The organism is Candidatus Neomarinimicrobiota bacterium (genome assembly GCA_030743815.1).
Taxonomy (GTDB): domain Bacteria; phylum Fidelibacterota; class Marinisomatia; order Marinisomatales; family S15-B10; genus UBA2146.
On the sequence record JASLRT010000091.1, the window covers coordinates 1 to 18,882 of the forward strand.

Annotated in this window: 16 protein-coding genes and 1 tRNA gene; all 17 read right to left on the reverse strand. The window is 50.7% G+C overall.

Going from position 1 to position 18,882, the window contains the following annotated elements; all coding sequences use genetic code 11:
• Positions 1-1,413, reverse strand: a 1,413-nt coding sequence (locus QF669_07525; GenBank protein ID MDP6457281.1) for a VCBS repeat-containing protein, incomplete at its 3' end; no start/stop codon positions are given.
• Positions 1,410-2,825 carry a multiheme c-type cytochrome gene (locus QF669_07530; GenBank protein ID MDP6457282.1) on the reverse strand — a complete coding sequence of 472 codons (1,416 nt, stop codon included), beginning with the start codon at positions 2,823-2,825 and terminating at the stop codon, positions 1,410-1,412. The genes QF669_07525 and QF669_07530, both read right to left, overlap by 4 nt.
• Positions 2,818-3,945: a beta-propeller fold lactonase family protein gene (locus tag QF669_07535; GenBank protein ID MDP6457283.1), complete on the reverse strand. Its 1,128-nt coding sequence runs from the start codon at positions 3,943-3,945 to the stop codon at positions 2,818-2,820. The genes QF669_07530 and QF669_07535 overlap by 8 nt, the downstream gene beginning before the upstream one ends.
• 66 nt (positions 3,946-4,011) lie before the next feature.
• Entirely contained in the window at positions 4,012-6,963 is a 2,952-nt protein-coding gene (locus tag QF669_07540) for a M1 family aminopeptidase (protein ID MDP6457284.1), read from the reverse strand.
• A gap of 72 nt (positions 6,964-7,035) precedes the next feature.
• Positions 7,036-7,584, reverse strand: a complete 549-nt coding sequence (locus tag QF669_07545) for a TlpA disulfide reductase family protein (GenBank protein MDP6457285.1) — start codon at positions 7,582-7,584, stop codon at positions 7,036-7,038.
• A 91-nt stretch (positions 7,585-7,675) separates the two neighbouring features.
• Positions 7,676-8,596: a patatin-like phospholipase family protein gene (locus tag QF669_07550; protein MDP6457286.1), complete on the reverse strand. Its 921-nt coding sequence runs from the start codon at positions 8,594-8,596 to the stop codon at positions 7,676-7,678.
• Positions 8,593-9,219, reverse strand: a complete 627-nt coding sequence (locus QF669_07555) for a peptidylprolyl isomerase (protein ID MDP6457287.1) — start codon at positions 9,217-9,219, stop codon at positions 8,593-8,595. The genes QF669_07550 and QF669_07555 overlap by 4 nt, the downstream gene beginning before the upstream one ends.
• 38 nt (positions 9,220-9,257) lie before the next feature.
• Complete coding sequence (gene pyrE / locus QF669_07560; GenBank protein ID MDP6457288.1) at positions 9,258-9,824, reverse strand: orotate phosphoribosyltransferase; 567 nt, start codon at positions 9,822-9,824, stop codon at positions 9,258-9,260.
• An 18-nt stretch (positions 9,825-9,842) separates the two neighbouring features.
• Positions 9,843-10,643 (reverse strand): orotidine-5'-phosphate decarboxylase, encoded by an 801-nt coding sequence (gene pyrF / locus QF669_07565; protein MDP6457289.1) that lies wholly within the window; start codon positions 10,641-10,643, stop codon positions 9,843-9,845.
• 92 nt (positions 10,644-10,735) lie between these two features.
• Positions 10,736-10,808, reverse strand: a tRNA-Asn gene (locus tag QF669_07570).
• A 66-nt stretch (positions 10,809-10,874) separates the two neighbouring features.
• Positions 10,875-12,719 carry a sodium/solute symporter gene (locus QF669_07575; GenBank protein MDP6457290.1) on the reverse strand — a complete coding sequence of 615 codons (1,845 nt, stop codon included), beginning with the start codon at positions 12,717-12,719 and terminating at the stop codon, positions 10,875-10,877.
• A 5-nt stretch (positions 12,720-12,724) separates the two neighbouring features.
• Positions 12,725-12,937 carry a hypothetical protein gene (locus tag QF669_07580; protein MDP6457291.1) on the reverse strand — a complete coding sequence of 71 codons (213 nt, stop codon included), beginning with the start codon at positions 12,935-12,937 and terminating at the stop codon, positions 12,725-12,727.
• Positions 12,938-12,939: 2 nt separating this feature from the next.
• Positions 12,940-13,422, reverse strand: coding sequence for an HIT domain-containing protein (locus QF669_07585; protein MDP6457292.1), 483 nt, complete (start codon positions 13,420-13,422; stop codon positions 12,940-12,942).
• A gap of 213 nt (positions 13,423-13,635) precedes the next feature.
• A complete protein-coding gene (locus QF669_07590) occupies positions 13,636-15,714 on the reverse strand; it encodes an elongation factor G (GenBank protein ID MDP6457293.1) in 2,079 nt (692 codons plus the stop codon).
• A gap of 119 nt (positions 15,715-15,833) precedes the next feature.
• Positions 15,834-16,094 (reverse strand): hypothetical protein, encoded by a 261-nt coding sequence (locus QF669_07595; GenBank protein ID MDP6457294.1) that lies wholly within the window; start codon positions 16,092-16,094, stop codon positions 15,834-15,836.
• On the reverse strand, positions 16,094-17,170 hold the full coding sequence (locus QF669_07600) for a mannose-1-phosphate guanylyltransferase (GenBank protein ID MDP6457295.1): 1,077 nt from the start codon (positions 17,168-17,170) through the stop codon (positions 16,094-16,096). Before QF669_07600 ends, QF669_07595 begins: the two co-directional genes overlap by 1 nt.
• 40 nt (positions 17,171-17,210) lie before the next feature.
• Complete coding sequence (locus QF669_07605; protein ID MDP6457296.1) at positions 17,211-18,881, reverse strand: Ig-like domain-containing protein; 1,671 nt, start codon at positions 18,879-18,881, stop codon at positions 17,211-17,213.
• Between the last annotated feature and the right edge of the window lies 1 nt (position 18,882).

Consider the following 18,882-nt stretch of genomic DNA (forward strand, 5'->3'; position numbering starts at 1 on the left):
ATCGCCGTCGCCGTCCCAGTCAGCGAAGACGGGTGACGCCCTGCCGCTCAGATCAATACCGCTCACTTCGCCGGCATAATCGAACTGATGAAAGTCGACACTGCCGTTATTCTCAAGCAAGTGAATCTTGCCGTTCCAGTCGCCAACGAATGCGTCTAAGTCACCGTCGCAATCGATGTCGGTGAAGTCAGGCGACAGGTTGTTCCCGATAGGAATGTCGAAGAAACTCGAGTCCTCGAGGCTGAAGCTCGGTTCATAGGCCGTGCCGCTGTTCCTGAAGAAAGTGACAGTTCCTTTCCACCCGGGATTTTGCGGATCGAACTCGTTGCCGACGAAAAGATCGTCATCGCCATCATTGTCTATATCTGCCAGCGCTGGGATTGAACTGGCGATTATATCGAGGGTAGTGATAGCGTTCACCGTCTTGAACTCGAAGTCAGCGAACGACTCCATGCCCACATTTTCGTAGTGCCAAAAGTTGTTCGTATAGTCGGTTCCGTAGGCGCCGGACTGGACGCCGATAAAGAGGTCGCCGTCACCATCAGAATCGACGTCAGCAAAACGGGGTACGTTGAAGCCGGCTGTCGCCACCGGACGGGATTGAGGATAAGTGACTACCATCAGGCTGTCTCGAATATCAGGCGTATCCCGTGTGCCGACATTCTCGAGAAAGAAGAGCCCCGGCTGGAAGAGATCGCCCCAGAACAGATCGAAATCGTTGTCGGCGTCTATGTCATAGAACTCCAGCGCGTTGGCTCCGTGCCTGTCGCCCCTGCCGGGAACCCAGACGATAGATATGTCCTGGAATGTCTCCGACTCAAGATGAAAGAGAGGCAAGTGATCTTTCAAGCCGAGATTACTATAATGGGTGACCGTTCCCGCCAACGAACCCACAAACAGATCAGGCCAACCGTCTCCGTCGATATCGGCCAGCGTCGGGATCACAATCTGCCCTCCACTCACGAGAGCTCCGTCGTCTGTGACCAATCGATCCGTCGCCAACTCAAACATGTCGTCACTGTTGCGATAGACGGAGACGGCGGATGACCCTGGCGTCTGGCACAGCAGATCTGGATCTCCGTCGAGATCATGATCGACAAATCTATACCATCTTCCAACATCGAGCTTCTGAAACCACTTCGTATCAAGCTGAAACTGAGGCTCTCCGGGTGAGCCGCCGTTGCGATAGAATTGCAACCTGCCGTCCTGATCCAGAACAAATAGATCGAGAAGGCCGTCACGGTCCCAATCGACGAACTGTGGGACCGGCTGGTTGAAACCGCCCAGGAAGGGCGTCTCGACGACGACACCGCCTGAGATTACTGGAAATGGATCAATCTGCCGCTCAAAGGTTTGAGCGCAGACAACCGGAGGGAGGAGAGCAAGAAATAAGAAGCTGCAGCGCAGAATCATCCGCCAGAGCGAACCGTTACCGAACCCGAGAGGGCAGCAATATCAAAGATGGTGAGCCGTGGGACGAACTCACCGTGTCCGAGCTCGCGCAGGAGAAAAGGCGGCAGCGCCCTCATCCTCAGCCGAATGTTAACGTCCATGATTCCTTCAAACGCATCATCTAAAATGACAGGATACCGCACCGTCTTCGATCCCTGCGCCGGAATAGTATTGTCCGTGAAGTGTGATATCCTCTCCACCGATACGTGGCGCAAGCCTGAATCTCCTTCGGCATTGTACAGCACTGTCCGGAAGACGGTGATGTCCGGGTCGATCACACCTTCTGGATCAAGGTAGAAGTCATACAGATCAAGATCCTCGTTCAGAAAACCGCTTTCGTAGAGCGTATCACCCTCCTGGACAGCGGTCACCTCCAGCCACAGCTGCCGCGCAAAGGTGACGCCGGATGGCAGACTGTGTCCGGCGCTATTGGTGACGATGAGAGAAATTTGCAACGTGTCCCCGGACAAAACTGTATCAGGAAGGGACGGCTGGAAGTTAAGCTCCGCAGTAACCTTCATGAGATCTTCGATTGCCTCAAGCTGGGCATCTTCCTGTCTGAAAGCCGTCAGGGCACGATCGACGCCGGCGAAGCTGTGCCGGTGCAGATTCTCTCTCAGCGGTGCTTCCGGAAACAGTTCGCGGTCCACCGCATAACCACCGTATGTCTGCATGTGGCACGTCTGACATTCAACGCCCATGGCCTGAAAGGCGGTACCGCTCCATTCCGTAAACGTAACCTCTGCGTCCAGGCCGTCGATGGTCATATCGTGACAGCCGCGACAAAACTCGGATTTGTCATAATCGGGGTGGTATTGAGATTCGTGAGCGCTGTTCGCGATGGGATCTTGCAGTGTGCCATACTTCACATTGCCCGTGTTGAGGAAATAGAAGATCGCCTCAAAATCGCCTCCCGATGCGGCTACCTCAGTGGTAGGCGACATGTGCGTTGTGGCGTGGCAAAAGGAACAGCCGATTCCCTCTCTCACCTGCGGCGCCAGCGATGACGTGTCATCAATGGTCAATGATGACGGATCTTCGATGGCCTCCGTCAGGAAAGCTACAGGCGAGTGGCACATTATGCAGAACTGTCCCAAGTCCCGGTCTCCCTCCACAGCGAAGTGCTGCTGTTCATTTGTGTGTGAGGTAAACCATACAGGATCCTTCATGGCGTAGGCGTGCATGGAACCGGACCACTCTCTGTATTGGGTCGGATGGCACGACTTGCACTCCGTCGCCGGTTCGAAGTCCTCTACCTTGAAGACGGTCTGAATGGGGAATTCATCATCAGGAGGTATCTCTTCCGTATGCTCACACGCAAGGAGGAACAGGAGTGATGACGTTAGCGGTATGGATATTCCGAATCTAGTCACAGTCAGAACAGACGCTTTGCATCACCGCCAGGCCTGTGGCCATGACGTCTTCTCCGAGGACGACATTATGGGAGATCGTAAGTGTATTGGAGTCGATTATGTGAAGATAGCTTATTCCACCCGATGCGGCACTGCTGGTGATGAATATCCTTTCGCCATCGTGTGAAACGCCAACGCCGTGCGGCATATTAAATAGATCTCCTGTTATCTCGGCAGGAGGAACATCATGGCTCAGATCGATGACTGAGACGCTGTTATCTCCCCGGTTAGCTGCAATCACGGCGTTTCCATCGGGCGATACTACCAGATGCCAGGGAGAACTGCCCACAGGCCACTGACCGAAGAGGGCGCCGGTTTCCGTATCGTAAGATCTGACTTCTCCTCTACCCGATAGAGTAATATAAACACGATTGACCGATGGTGCCATTTCCATCTGCAAGGCCTGTGCCCAGTTGTCAGCGAATGAGGCGCAACCGGGGGCACTCTGGCTCTGTTCGTATTCGGACGCTAGGGGAAAGCGCTCCGGCTCATACTCGGGGTCACCAAATTTCTCCACATCAATCTTGAACAGACACGACGAACTGAAGCTGGCACTCCAGACATAATCGCCCGCAAGATCGATAGTGATGCCGTGGGGAGATTCTGCATCAACATCTACAGTTCCCATAATACTCATGTCAGATGTACGAATCTTGTGTATCTCTTTCGACTGCAGCGCCACTCCCCCCATGGGCATGAAGCGGGAGACATAGAGAAACTGACCATCTTGGGAGAGTGTCATGAGGGCAGGCATGTTGCCCACATCTACCGTATCCTCAAGCTCATCCGTGAGAAGATCGAATTTCGCCACGATGCCCGAAGAGATGAGTGTCGCGTACCACTTTTTATTCTCGTCATCAATGACCACAAAATGAGGCCGATCGAGGATTCCCGGTGTGAAATCGACGTCCACTTCCCTGATGATCTCTCCTGTACTTGCGTTGATGACACCAACCTTATCGGCTTTCTGGTAGGTAACGTACACCTTTGAGATATCCTCATCGGCATCCTTATAGTCACCGCAGGCTGACAACAGCAAGAGAACCAACAGAAGTGAGGCAAGAATCAGTGTCTTTTTCACGAAGGAATCCCTCGGAGCGCCATTTCAGTAAGTGTACCTCTTTCAGCCCGTAATTACAAGCCGTGGCTACAGGCCACCATCGAAGCCGATGACCCATCGCGTGAGGTCTAAGGACTTGATCTCCCGCCCCGCCGGATTGGCGGTATGATTGAGCCAGAAAGGAAAGTCCATGCGCAATCTCCACGTCTTGCCTGCTATCTTCTTGCTAAAGACAAAGCCTGCACCCACATCAGCCAGTATGTCGCCGTTGAGTCCGTCGGAAGCCAGTTCGCTCCTGAACGAGCCGCCTTCCACAAAGATACGCATTCGAGTCTTTACGGCGGGAGTTGGCAGACTGTAGTTTCCCTCAAAGGTTGCCGCCAGTACAGTTTCGGCGCCGGAGAAGTCGTGATCGTAGTAGCCGCGCAAGTTTCCTTCTCCATTTATATGAAAGTGATTCCTCGCCGCTTCAACGCCGTAAAAGGCCGACGCATGTCTGAGATAAGGTTTCGCGTAATAATCGCCGGAGCCAGCACTCTCAACAGTGAACTTCTCCTGTCCGGGAACACCTTTCGCTCCACCCCACACTTTCCCTAAGAAAAACGAGAGTGCGGTACCGAGTTTTCCCACGGGGAACTTCATCTTTCCTTTCGCCTGCAGCCGGCTGAAGCTCCAGTCACTCATACCCTCTACCGAGGTTGCCGCTTCCAGTTGAAGTTCCCTCCCCATTCCGCCTCGGTGGACGCCGACGCCATAGCGTCCGTAAAGTACACCAGTCTCCCCGGGTTGATACAGATCTGTATAGCCCGAGTTGCCGGCCTGATTGAAGTAGAAACCGGCAGTTACTGTATGGTTGGGCGGCAAACCGTAGAACCGAGACCACCCATAACTGAAATCCACGTCTCCGCCGCGTAGTCCTTCCAAAAAAAATACATTTGCCGAAACAGTGAGCCACGGGATGAACGATTTGAGCGTCTCGCTGAAGTTAATCTGACCGTAGAGGTTTTGGGACTTGAGGCCGCTCGTCAAGAAAAAGTTGAACCTGTGCCACGGACCGTACGAGCGCCGGAAGGACAAACCCGGCTTCAGACCATCCTTTTCGTGGTACCAAAAGACCGGATTCCAGCGCAAGACGTAAGCGGCGCGGGGATTATAACCCATGCCGGGCCAGTTGAAGATAACATCATCGGGCAGAGAGCCAGATACGTTGTCGCGCAAATCAATGTCCATGGTCCAATTGTCAGGATCGATCATGATATCGACAGGTTTCGACGGCAGCACAAGGGAGAAGATATCTTCGTCTCCCCGCAAATGATTTGTCCAGCGGGTGAACGTGGTGTCTCCATTTTCCGTCACTACCCTGATGTCGAGAGGATAGCGCATACCCCCTTTTTTTTCGATGCGAAGCGACAGATCGTAAGTTCCGTTATCCCCTTTTTTCATCCACCAGTCGCCCAGCGCGTAGTCGTTGTACGAAGCCTGGTGCAGCCACTGTTCGAAGAACCAATCGAGATTCTCGCCACTTGTCTCTTCCATAGCCTGGCGAAAACGGTCTTCGTTGGTGTGCTTTAGTTTCCAGCGATGGTAGTAGTTTTGCATGGCGCTATCGAAAGTTTCACCACCCAAGAGATTCCTCAAGGAGTAGAGCATCATGTGAGGCTTTGTGTAGGCGTTCAACCCGTAGGCAGACCACCCTGAGGCGAGATACGATTTTGTGTCGATAGGTTCATTGTGACGGCTTGTCATGAAGCGAATAATCGTCCACTGCACATTGTTGCGCTCGCCAAGGAACTGCCAGTATTTCTTTTCGAAATCGCCATACCAGCGACTGTGCTCGAGATCGATGCCGTGAGGAGGATAAGTGTGCGCCATGTACCAAGCGTCCTGAAAAGAGGTGAACCCTTCATCAAGCCACGCTTCTTCTACTTCGTTGTTCGCCAGTATGCCGTAGAACCAGATGTGCCCCACTTCATGGGCGATGAGTCCCTCAGAATCACTACCGTCCATCACCAGCATGGGGTATTCCATGCCACCTCCCTGCAAGCTGTGGGTTATACTGACCTGTGGATAGGGGTATTCACCGAACCGGGTAGAGAGCCACTCAAGAACTCGCTTAGTCCGTTTGACCACCTCTTTCGACCAGTCTTCGGCCGAATCTCTATCATACAGAACGTGAATGTCTATACCACCCCACTGGCCGTCTTCGTAAACGAAGTCGGGCGATGCGATCCAAGCAAAGTCGTGAACCTGCTTTCCGTGAAAGGTCATGGTTCGCCGGGCGGAGGAGTCGATCTCAATGCTGTCTATGACGGCGAGCCACTCCTGAAAATCCATGGAAGTGTCAACCGCAACGCGGCTCCATCCTGGATCGCCGGCAGTCAAGACTCCCGTAGCGGCAACGGTGAATCTTTCTGGAACATCGATAATCACGTCGTAAGTACCAAACTCACCGTAGAACTCCCCCATGGCGTGGAAAGGATCGGGATGCCAGCCTGTTTCATCATAGACCACCATCTTGGGATACCACTGGGCGACATCGTACTGTTCATCTCTGTATCCGGCGCGTCCGTAGAACTTCCGGACTTTGTGCTCCCAGTCGATCTCGATAGTGACAGAATCGCCGGGAAGGAGCGGCGCCGGAAGAGGGGCTTGGAGGATCGTGTCATCAATCTCAAACGTTCGGGACGTGCCCTCTTCCGTAGAGGCAACCGCGAAATCATCTATCCGCAGATAACTGGAGCTGTCATCTGGGAATGATTTCAGCATGAACTTGGAGACTACACCGTAGTTCGAACTTTCTTCGTATTTCACCGAACCGTGCAGGAAGGCGTTGGGATAGAGGTGCATGTAGATGCGATCCAAGGTATCAGGCGAGTGATTAACGTAAACGATAGATGACTTACCCGAGATCAGATGTTCCACTGGATTGAGCGAGACGTCCATGCTATAGTGAACAAACTGCTGCCAGTATTCATCTTCAGCGGAGAGGAGGAAAACAGAAATTAGAACGAAAACAGTCTGACTGAGTATTGTTTTCACTTTGACATTGTTTCTCTATAAAAAAGCCGGTATGGCTAACACCGGCTCAAATGATTCCATCTGGATTGAATCTTATAGAAGTTTTGCGATATCGTTTTCAATTACGTAGTGCGGTCTGAATCCAATATATCTCTGTTTGACATGAAAGTCTCTATCTATGATAAATGTCGTAGGAATTCCTGTCACCCCACCGTACTGATTTGCCACTTGGCTGTCGCCGTAAAGTATCGGATAGTTGATACTGAACTTATCGACAAAATCAGGCACAACATCAGCGCCGTTTGTGTCCATGGAGATTCCCAGAACAACAACATCATGCTGATACTTTTCCTGCAACCTTATTAATGAGGGAATCTCTTGCCTGCAAGGCATGCACCACGTGGCCCAAAAGTTAAGAATAATGACTTTCCCCTTGTAGTCAGACAGAGAAACGACTTCTCCATCAACCTTTTCCAGATCGAAGTCGGGGGCCTTAACCTTGCTGGAGCCGATCCTAGGGAAAGCCGCCTCGGCCAAGACCGTTTCACCCTCTCCGCCACTTCCGTTTCCTGTCGCCACAATCCCGGCCACCAGCAAAACGACAATCACGAACACAGCCACCCCTATTTTCTTTAAGTCCATATGATAGCTCTTTCAGGTTGCGATTTTACACACTTTTCTCTCTTCCATCAACCCCAATTACCATATTGAGAGCAACTATTGCTACTCCGCCTCATATTCTCGCCTTCACCCATTGCCGAAAATGATAACTCCATCTCTTGCGTTTCTCCATCTCTCTTTTCAAGAGCGGAAGTGCTTTCTGCGTGCTTTCTCGGCCATTGTTTATGAATTCACCAATCCGGGGAAATTCAGACCAGTGCGCTCCTCCCACATCAGGTTCGATGAGAACATCGGCCTTGCGGGACAGTTCATCAGAGAGTTTTACACTGGTCACCTGGCCGGCGCGGGACATGAGTTCCATCAGGTTACACTCTTTCAATATCTTCAGTTCCCGCCGCGCGATATCAACGGCGATAGTCATATCCAGTTCAGTATCCAGCAACACATTTATCGGCAGCGGCGAAACGACACCGCCATCTACCAAAAGCTGACCGTTCTTGGGCGATGGCGCCACAAACCCCGGTACAGCTGAACTGAGTGTGACGGCCTCAATCAAATCGCCTGATGAAACTACAACAGCCTCCACTTGGTTAAGATCCGATATAACGACTTTTAACGGTATCTTAAGTTCTGAGAAATCTCTTACCGGGAGGAGGTACTCGATTGAAGCAGCCAGTTTGCTCCGTTGGATAATTCCTTTGCGGCTGAGAGCAACAGTAATTACCAGTTTGTCCTTTACAAATTTACCTAACTGATTAAGAAATGAATCATTACCCTCATCACCTTTCCTGATATGATGTACACCTACTGCTCTGAACTCATCACTATCTATGTATTCCATGTACCGCTTCTCAACCCATCCGGGGTCCAGTGTAGCGGCATACATGGCGCCGATGATAGCGCCGGCCGAAGTACCTGCGATGAGATCAATCGGTATCTTATTATCGTGCAGAACCTGCAGTACACCGATATGAGCTGCACCTCGCGCACCACCTCCCGCCAGAGCGAGCCCAATCTTTATATTCTGTTTCATACATCTTCCGTAAGTTCAATACTGAGCATCTCAGCAGTGGTTAGGTAGACTTTCATTCTAACCGGTTTCTGAGGATTATCGCCGTCGGCTCTTCTGTAGTTTGAGTCAAACTTTCTCGGTGTTTCAACATTTACAATCTTATCCATCACCTCAAGTCCGCGAACAACCTGCCCAAAAACGGTGTACTGTCCATCCAGTCGGGGTATCGGTTGAACACAGATGAAGAATTGACTGCCGGCACTGTCGGGATCCCGGCTGCGGGCCATTGAGAGAGCACCCCTTGAATGAGGACGATCGTTGAATTCGGCAGGGAGCATCCATGAGGTACTGTTGTCCTCGTCGCCGATGCCGTAGAACTTGCCCGCCCTTCCCCCCTGACCATCATTGCCCCTGTCTGAGTCCTTCGAATTCGGATCGCCACCCTGAATCACAAACCCGGGAATTACGCGGTGAAAAGTAGTGCCATCAAAGTAGCCTTCGCCCGCCAATATCCTAAAACTTTCAACATGTTGTGGGGCTGAATCTTCGTAGAACTTGATAACCATATTCCCGAATTCTGTTTCGATAACAGCCAGTTCCGGTGGCCGCTCGTCGCAACCGAAAAATAGGATCAACGGCAGCATCCACCCCGTTATCCGTTTTGGTACCTGTTGAAAAATTATCATTTCCCTGTTCTACCCCTAGTGGTCAGAGGAACGTCTTTCATACAGAGGGGACATGCATCAGGTTCCCAGGAAACAGCGGGATAGTGTACCAGTGCTGTTGTGGGGCAGCCGAAATCGACGCCCCTTTCGGTACGATCAGCGAGACATGCCACGCCGGCAACGGTGGCGCCGTGATCCTCCGCGATCTGCAGTAGCTCGCGCACGGAACCGCCAGTGGTCACGATATCTTCTACCACCAGAACCGTCGTTCCGGGATCTATGTGGAACCCGCGCCTCAGTGCCAGTTCACCGTCGGAACGCTCAGCGAATATACCTTTAGTGCCCAGTTTTCTGGCGGCGGCGCTGCTCAAAAGGATTCCCCCTATGGCCGCCCCGAACACCACTTCAATCTGCTCGCCGCTATACGGTTCGGCCATCATGGCGCCAATTTCCTCCACGATATCAGGACGCTCCAGGAGCCGGAATTTCTCAATGTAAACATCACTGTGGCGGGCTGAGGTGAGCCGAAAATGGCCCTCAAGGATGGCGCCTGTCTCTTTCATCAATTCAATCAGTTCACTCATTTCGCCGTAGCCCTTTTGTCACTCCAGTGTAGCGTTGATTCTTGTACAATAATCCTCAGCCGCCTTCCGTATGGCGAATTCGCTCTGATCCCCCGCATACATGATGGCGCGGGAGACGTTTATAAGGGCGACCCCGCCTTCATTGCCAGCTCGAACGCTCGCCTCCAGATCACCTCCCTGAACCCCCACGCCGGGAATCAGAAACGGCACATCGCCTGCCGTTCGCCTCACGTCTGAAATCATTTCGCTTCTGGTGGCGCCCACTACAAGCCCGCAGTTATCCGATTGATTCAGTTCTGATACCAGCGAAACAACTTTTTCGTAGATGAATCCATCGCCTGTCCTCTGCAACTGTAAATCTGTCGCCCCCTCATTTGACGTCACACAGAGGACGAATGCCCCCTTATCGGGCCGGTTGAGGAACGGCTCAATCGCATCTCTCCCCATATACGGACTGACAGTTACCGCGTCGAAACCCATTTCACCGAGAATTGCCGTCGCGTAATGCTTTGCTGAGTTGGCGATATCACCCCGTTTTGCATCGGCGATGACCAATCGGCGGCCGTCAATCTGACGCACCACCTCTTCCAGCCAGTGGTAGCCGTCTCCACCGTGGCGCTCGTAGAAGGCAAAGTTGACCTTGTAGGCAGCGGCTGAATCCAAGGTGGCATCGATGACTTTGCGCACGTAATCCTTCAGGTCATCGAGCGTGGATGAAGAGGGGTAGGAAAGGCGGTCGGTATCAATGTCCAGCCCTACGCAAAGACGGGAATTTGACCTTTCCAAGTGATCAAGAAGAATATTCGAGAAAGAGTTCACAGGCGAAAAATTACGCCGGCCCCTCGGGGGAAACAATTGAAACCACTTCAGGCTGTAATAAAAACCCCATCATGCGATAGGGTTAATGCACGCTCCGGAGGAGGGACTCGAACCCCCAACCTAGTGGTTAACAGCCACCCGCTCTACCCATTGAGCTACTCCGGAATTATCTCAGAAAATCTCTTTCAAAAAGTGGGGAGAATTTAGACAGATTGTCTCGCCAGTCAAACTCTACATTTCCTTCTCAGCTTCCAAAAGCCTGCCTTCCACAAACATGCCGCTCTTTCGCTGCTCTTCGGTGACATAAACGATACCGTCCTCATCATGCGGTGTACCGTAAACTGAATGAATGGACTTCAAGCCACCCATCCACTTTCTCTTATCCATGATGTATACCAAATCACCCGGATCGGCGGCCATTCTTTCCAAGTCGTTACGCGAGAAGCGGATCACATCTTCCTGATCTTCAACAATTCTATACTGCACCAGAACTTTTTTTCCTTCACGATCATTCGGTTTACTGCCCTTGAAGTATTCCCTGGCGTTCGCCACGTCAAATATTGACAGACCTTTAATGTCTTCAGGGTTCTTCGGCTTCGTCACGAGGCTCACAGCTACGCCAACGACGGCACACACCACGATATTGTAAAGCGCACCTATGTAGATGTACGGTCTGCCGGGCATCATCTCAATGCCGTGATCAAAGGGTGCGATCAATTGCGGGAAAACCTGCCCCAAGATCATGAGTCCAGCGCCGATGGTGAATGTGGCAATGACGGCGGCTGACGTGAAGCGTTTCCAGAAAATACCGAGGAACACAGCTACGATGAGAGGCGGAGTAAATGTAGAATGGAACCAGCCGTGGGCTTCATAGATGGTGCCAAAGGAATTGAAAACAGGCACCAGGATCACACTCAGCGCTGTCACTCCTACCGAGGTCCAACGGGCAATCTCGAGGAAATGTTTGTCGCTGTGCTCCTTCTTCACAAACGGGCGGTACAAATCATTCACAAATACATTCGCTGAAGCATTTACCAGCGTATCCACAGTGGACATCAGTGCAGCACTGAGCGCGGCGATAATGAATCCAAAAACACCCGGTTTCGCCACCAGATTCGTGACAATCACAAATACATCATTGGGATTCAAATTGGGATCAATCTGCCCCGGAAATACACTCACGATCGCACGACCAATCCAGCCTGCATTGGAGACAACAATCGCGGAGATGGGTAGAACAACCAGGATGTTCATAGTAGCAGCTTTTCGGCCTTCATTGACGCTCTTGCAGGCCATGAAGCGCATGATCAGCCCCTGATTCATAAACAGGAAACCGATGGAGCCGGCTATGCCGTCCTGCCAGAAAATGCCTACAAAATTAAAGTCCGGCGGGTAATTGAAGGGCGCCAGCGGCAGCTTTTGTTCGGATGAGAGCGCGCCCCAGAATATGTCGAATCCCCCTAAATAGTCGATCCCCAACAAAAACAGAAACAGGCCCGCAAACAGCAAGATCAATCCTTGAAGAAGATCGGTGAAAATAACTGATGTCTGACCTCCAAAATGCATGTATACAGCGGTTAGCACTGCGATGACGATGACAGTGCCCATCAACGGCAGACCCATGATCTTGTAGAGTGCCGTAGCCAGAGTGAGAAAACCGATGGCGATGTAGCCGATCATATAGAGTAGAATCATGATCGTAGCGAGGAAACGGGCTGTGAAGTTGAACCGCCGCTCGAAGTACTCAGGGATAGAGCGGACCCGGGAATAGATGATGATCGGTAGCCAGCCGAACATGAAAAAAGGGACGAAGAACCAGTCGTTCATGTAGGTCATGGTGGATGAAAAACCGTACTGGAACGCCTTGGAAGAATACTTGACGAAGCTGTGTGAACCGACACCTGTAGCTACAATGGAAATGGTAATCAACCACCAGGCATATCGCCTCCCGCCGAAGAAGAAATCCGACGTCGTTTTCGCGTAGCGGCCAAAGTAACTGCCAAATAACAACACCGCAACAAAATAGATGATGATAACAGCCTGATCCAAACCGGTACCGACGATTGTCTGGCTCATCGACGCTATCCCTTCAGAGCCGCCAGAATGACGGCGGCATGAATAAAGGCATACCAGACAAAACCGATTATCAGAATTCTGAACCAATGGCGGTGCCGCCGGAGAGATAAATCCAAAGCCTTATGCCGGACCGTCAGCACGATGCCGACCAGAAACAGAATTCCACCGGCACCATACAGGTAGAGGTACGGCAGCCAGGTTTTGGTGAAGTCAAGCATGTTCAGAGCCGCTTGAACTCCGGCTTCAGTTCGTCGTAAGTCTCCGTAAGACCCTGCACCTGCACCTTCGTATGACCGAGTACAGGCATGTAGTTTGTATCGCCCTGCCAGCGGGGAACCAGGTGATAGTGAATGTGTTCTTCTATCCCAGCTCCTGCGGAAGCGCCAAAGTTAGCTCCGAAGTTAAATCCCTCGGGATTCATCAGTTTCTTAAGTATCCTCGTGGAACTATCCGTCAACGCCATTATTTCCATTTTGCTGTCAAGGGAAATATCCATCGGATCGGCCACGTGTTCATAAGGTGCGATCATGAGATGAGCGTTGTTATAAGGATACAGATTCATCATAACGAAACTCAGTTTACCCCTGTAAAGGATCAACATTTCACGATCGTCACTATCGGCCGGCTTGTCGCAAAAAATGCAACCGTCTTCCTTAAGCTGGCGGATGTACTCAATTCGCCAGGGAGCCCAAAGTCTTTTCATGCTTGATGGTTCATAGATGATGGCATTCGGTGAGCGGTTATTGGTAGCTGGTGAGTCGTGAGTAGTAACCAGCGAGTAGCCATCAGCTATGATTTCTTCAACTTACTTGTTTACTTAGATAGGCAATGTGACCGTTGATTTTATTCACTAATTCATGCCCAGAGTCTTTAAGATCTATACATTGCTACCGCTCCACCACTTCACCAAGCGCCATCAATCATCTTCCTTGCTTGCGGCAACGACCTTTTGCTCAAGATCCTTCGGCATCTCCTCGTAGTGGCTAAATTTTTCTGAATGCATTCCCCGGCCGCCGGTTAACGAGCGCAATGAAGTTGAATAACGATAAAGATTTGCTTGCGGTATTAGCGCCCGGATAACCTGAAAACCGCTTTCAGAGCCCATCCCCAGAATCTTGCCGCGGCGGCCCGAGATATCCCCCATAACATCACCCATGAATTGTTCCGGTACTCTTACTTCTATCTCGTTGATAGGCTCAAGGAGACACGGTTTGGCCATCATGAAAGCCTCGCGGAATGCACCTTTTCCCGCTATCTGGAATGCAATATCTTTTGAGTCAACCGGGTGCTGTTTACCGTCGTAAAAATTGGCTTCCAGATCGACAACCATATAGCCGGCTAGGATCCCTTCCGCACAAGCGGCATTCACCCCTTTCTCAACCGACGGGACGAACACTCTATCAACATTCTGACCAACCAGACTGTTGTTGAATTCGATGCCACCGCCCCTTTCCAGAGGCTCAACCGACATCCACACTTCAGCGAACTGTCCCGCGCCGCCGGACTGTTTCTTATGTCTGTACTTTGAGCTCCCCTCCGACTTGATCGTCTCACGGAAAGGAACTCTCGGTTCAACAAGACCAACTTCAACATTGAACTTCCTTCTCAGACGTTCAACAACGATTTCGAGCTGCAGCTCACCCTGGCCGGAAATAATGGTCTGCTTCAGTTCGGGATCAACCCTGTAGACAAAAGTGGGATCTTCTTCATGCAACGTAGCCAGCCCGGTGGCGATCTTCTCCTCGTCGCCTTTGGATTTTGTGATAACAGCTTCATGAATGGATGGAGTGGGAAACTCGACCTTGCGCAGTTCTACATTCAGTCTGCCTTCACACAGAGTGTCACCCGTATGCGTATTCTTCAACTTCACTACGGCGCCAATATCACCGGCAAAAAGTTGCCCGGCATCCTTCCGGTTTTTCCCATTCATCACAAAAATTTGTCCTAACCGTTCCGATGATTGACGGGTTGTATTTTTCAGATCGATACCGTTCTTAACACTGCCCGAATAGACTTTGAAGAATGACAATTCCCCTACATGTGGCTCGCTGACCGTTTTGAAAACCAGAATACTGGCCGGATCACTCTCACTAGTAGAGAATTCAACTGCTTCTTCTGTTCCGGGTTTGCAAGCTTCAATGGTGGTTTTGTCTGCCGGTGAGGGGCAGTATTTCGCAATAAGATCCATAATTCGCGTGACACCCACATTAGCGTCAGCGGCACTGCAGACAAGTGGAATGACTGTCCTGTTCTGGATGGCGTCGTGGAGACCGTCGCGGAGTTCCTCTTCTGAAAGGTTGCCCTGATCGAAGAACTTTTCCAGGAGAGAATCGTCAGACTCAGCAATATACTCGATCAACTCTTCGTGCAGCTGGTCAATTCTGTCTTGCCATTCATCAGGCAGATCTTCTTCTTCATATTTGCCGCTACCGTCTGTTTTGTAGGTCAACATCTTCCGTCGCAGAACATCGGCAATCTGATTAAAACCTGGACCCGCATTCACAGGCAAAAGGAATGGAAAGATACGCTTGGAAAAATGATCCGTCATTTCCTGCATAACGGTATCAAACTTGGTGTGCTCTTTATTGAGCATTGTCACAACTATCAACTTTGGAATTCCGCGCTCCTCAGCATATTTCCAGACCAGATCTGTTCCAGCCTCTGGACCTGAAACAGCCGGCACGGCAATCAAAACTGAATCGGCCACATGAATAGAACTTCTCGCCTCCCCGATAAAATCGAGGAAACCGGGTGCATCGAGGATATTGAATTTCTTCCCCTCACACTCGCAGTAGAGAGGGGTGGTACTGATCGAAATCTGACGACTGGTTTCGTTGATATGGTAATCAGAGATGGTGGTGCCATCTTCGATTTTTCCAATTCGATTGGTTTCGCCGCCGTTGTACAGCATCGCTTCCGCAAGGACGGTCTTACCTGACGTACCGTGCCCTACGATGGCGAAGTTGCGGATATTTGATGATTGAAAGGTACTCATTATAGCTTCCTTCTAACGATTAGTTTACAGTGGTCAAGAACGAATTTTCAATCCACTCGAGACGGTGATTATAGCTAAATCAATATGGTCAAACAAGCGTTTTCCGATGTGACAATTTGCTACTGTTCCGCTTCTACCTCAGACTCGATAAATTCTCTCAAAGCGGGTACGATGTACCTGTCTCCGATGTGCAATTTCTTGAAGGAATCTCCCAATACTCTCAACCGCTGAGAAAGTGGCTGATTCTTATTCAATACAACAAACTGATCATCATTGACTGTACAGAAGCCGCCTTCAAAATCACCCTTACCCTGGATGAGATTGATCCCCATCTGTTCTGCAAGCTGCTCAAACTGATCAAGCAGTTCTTCTGATTTCATTAGAGAACTTCATCCCTGCCTTCTTTTTGCAGGAGTTCAACGACTTTTTTGATTTCTTCGGCATGGTCTCTCGATACTACAAGCGTGGCGTCCGGGGTGTTCACAACCGCCACATTATCCAAGCCTACAACCGCTGTAAGTTTATTGTTAGAGTGGATAAGATTGCCACTGCCATCAACAACTATTCCATCTCCCCGCACGACATTCCCGTCCCCATTGGATGGCAAGATATCGTAATACGAATTCCATGAGGCGACATCATTCCATTCAAACTCTGCACGTACTACACAGATGTTATCGGCCCGCTCCAAAATACCGTAATCGAGAGATTCAGGAGAAAGGAAAGACCACTTATCGTTTAGGGTAGACTGGTAGTGCTGTTTTCCTATAGTGTCGCCAATCTCCGTCAGAATATTGAAATGCTCGGGCATCAGATGTTCCATGGCGTCCATGAAGCTGCCCGCCCGCCAGACGAATATGCCGCTGTTCCACAAAAAATCGCCGCTCTTAAGGAATCGTCGTGCTACTGTCAGAGTCGGCTTTTCAGCAAACGTTTTTACTTCGAATGCCTTTCCTTCCGGAAGTTCATTCCTCTTGTCAAACTGTATATAGCCGTAACCGGTATGAGGTGAAGATGGAACAACTCCAAAAGTCACCAGATAATGATCTGATACCGCAATATCTCTTGCGATCCTGAGGGCGCCTGAAAACGACCTATGGCCGACGATAAGATGATCTGAAGGGAAGACTCCCATAACAGCTTCCGGATCCCTCTTGAGAAGATGCTGTGCCACCAGACCGATACATGGCGCTGTGTTCTTACCTGACGGTTCGATGATAATGTTATCTTTCGCAATGCCGTCAATTTCCGAACCGATTTGTTGCGCCAGATCCGGTCCGCTTACCACATAGATATCTTCGACGAACCTCACTTTCCGCAGACGATCGACAGTCATCTGGAGCATGGTTGTGTCACCGATGATCTTGAGGAGTTGCTTTGGGCGCGCGTTGCGGCTAAGGGGCCAGAACCGGGTACCTTTACCGCCAGCCATGATAACACCGAATAACTTGGGCACTTTCACTTTGCAGACTCTTCCTCTCTACTAAAGTACTATTTCATCTTTCTGGATAGTATAGCTGAATCTCTTCTGTTTTCCAGTTGGCTCTCACTTCAATGGTATCAGGCAATACCAGAAACGGCTCAGCTGGTTCAAACGGAACCGCCCTGCCGGTCGTATAGCGTCCGTTGCCGTCCTTATCCTGAAAAGCGCTCAGGAGCCACATTCCTTCTAACAGTTCTGGAAACTCAAAACTGCCGTCCGAATTTACTGAAATTGAAGAAGATTTTTGGGGCTTTTCTGCCATCTCAACTACTACTATCGTCTCTTCAACAAAGTCTCCAGCAACTGTGCCAGAAAGACCACCTGTGCCAATCTTCTTACCTATCCTGAGTTTGAATGCAACGATCGAATCCTTAAGTGCTATCCCTTCCGCAGTGCGCAATCGTTCTCCCTGAAGAGTCAGCGCATAATCATCTTCAGCTTGCCACTCTGTGGCAGGTCTTATAGCAAGGATTGTTGGGTGTCGCCATTCAAAATCAATCGCAACTGTATCTCTCGATCGGTCCTGCAATGAGAAGAACTGGCTGTCAATTTCTGTCTGCATGAAAGTAGAGAATCGAATCACAAGATGAGAATCACCAGGATCCATCTCTATTCTCTTCCCAGGTTCAGGCATCACTATCTGGGGTAGGAGTGAATCAGCATCCGGGATCTGAATTAACCGGGTGAACGGTTCCAGCGGCTGTTCAAGCTGATCTTCCAGTGAGGAGACTGAAAGGGTATAGCTGCCGCCAGTAGTAAGACTATCCGTGTAAAAGAAAACTTCGTCATTCTGGATAGATGAAAACAGATTTTGAGGACTGATATCCACAGTATGAAGCGTGTCACGGAACTGCAATGCAGGTGAATTCCCGGTTGTCAATTCCAACGGATTCGAGAACCGCAAGATACCCTGCCGCGAACTCTCCATTGAGACGGCAAGCACCTTGAACGCTTTCGGTTCGTGCGCGATCTTCATATTCACATCGGCAAACGTATTCCGCTCCTCGCTCAGGTTCAGGGGAGCCCTCCAGTGAACCCCGTACGGCATGCGGGACGACGACAACGGGGCTGGCGGCGATCCTCCTTCAAACGCCAATAGCTGATACTCACCCTCACCCAGATGTGAAAATGAATAACGCCCTGAATCATCTGTTTCAGTATAGTAATCAGGCTGTTCCAGAAAAAGGCTGTCCAGATGCCCTTTCACCTTGTATAGATAGACGAGACTCGATTTGCCTTCAATATCGTAGACCGAGCCACTGATGGCGCCTTGCGAAACAGACGATCCCGTGCTGTATGCCAGCTGATAAGTCTTATCGAGCCGGTTCTTGTGTTCATCCTCAATCTCCCGGGTGACGGTCAATATATAGGTCTGTTCATCCGTAAGTGTATCAGGGAGTTTAACGGTTATCTTATCCTTCTTCAGCACAACCTCAGGAGGATCGTGCAAGACCGGCTCAATCCTGACACCCTTTTCCGAAAGTGTCTCTTGTAACCTCTCAGAAAAGGTGAGACTGATCATCAGCCCGGCGGCTATCTGTGTCGTGCCCGATGGCGGTTCAACGCTCACCAGTTCCGGTGCCGTTTTGTCAACCGGTCCTCCCGGCGGCGGACCGACGGCTGCACAGCCTGTCAGTGCAACTACCAAGCCGTAAAGTAACAATCTGGGAAGGTTACTGTTCATC

Coding starts and splice junctions, on each gene's coding strand:
- QF669_07545 (MDP6457285.1), bottom strand. CDS start 7,584: ATGGACTTAAAGAAAATAGGGGTGGCTGTGTTCGTGATTGTCGTTTTG.
- QF669_07550 (MDP6457286.1), bottom strand. CDS start 8,596: ATGAAACAGAATATAAAGATTGGGCTCGCTCTGGCGGGAGGTGGTGCG.
- QF669_07555 (MDP6457287.1), bottom strand. CDS start 9,219: ATGCTGCCGTTGATCCTATTTTTCGGTTGCGACGAGCGGCCACCGGAA.
- pyrE (MDP6457288.1), bottom strand. CDS start 9,824: ATGAGTGAACTGATTGAATTGATGAAAGAGACAGGCGCCATCCTTGAG.
- QF669_07575 (MDP6457290.1), bottom strand. CDS start 12,719: ATGAGCCAGACAATCGTCGGTACCGGTTTGGATCAGGCTGTTATCATC.
- QF669_07580 (MDP6457291.1), bottom strand. CDS start 12,937: ATGCTTGACTTCACCAAAACCTGGCTGCCGTACCTCTACCTGTATGGT.
- QF669_07585 (MDP6457292.1), bottom strand. CDS start 13,422: ATGAAAAGACTTTGGGCTCCCTGGCGAATTGAGTACATCCGCCAGCTT.
- QF669_07590 (MDP6457293.1), bottom strand. CDS start 15,714: ATGAGTACCTTTCAATCATCAAATATCCGCAACTTCGCCATCGTAGGG.
- QF669_07595 (MDP6457294.1), bottom strand. CDS start 16,094: ATGAAATCAGAAGAACTGCTTGATCAGTTTGAGCAGCTTGCAGAACAG.
- QF669_07605 (MDP6457296.1), bottom strand. CDS start 18,881: ATGAACAGTAACCTTCCCAGATTGTTACTTTACGGCTTGGTAGTTGCA.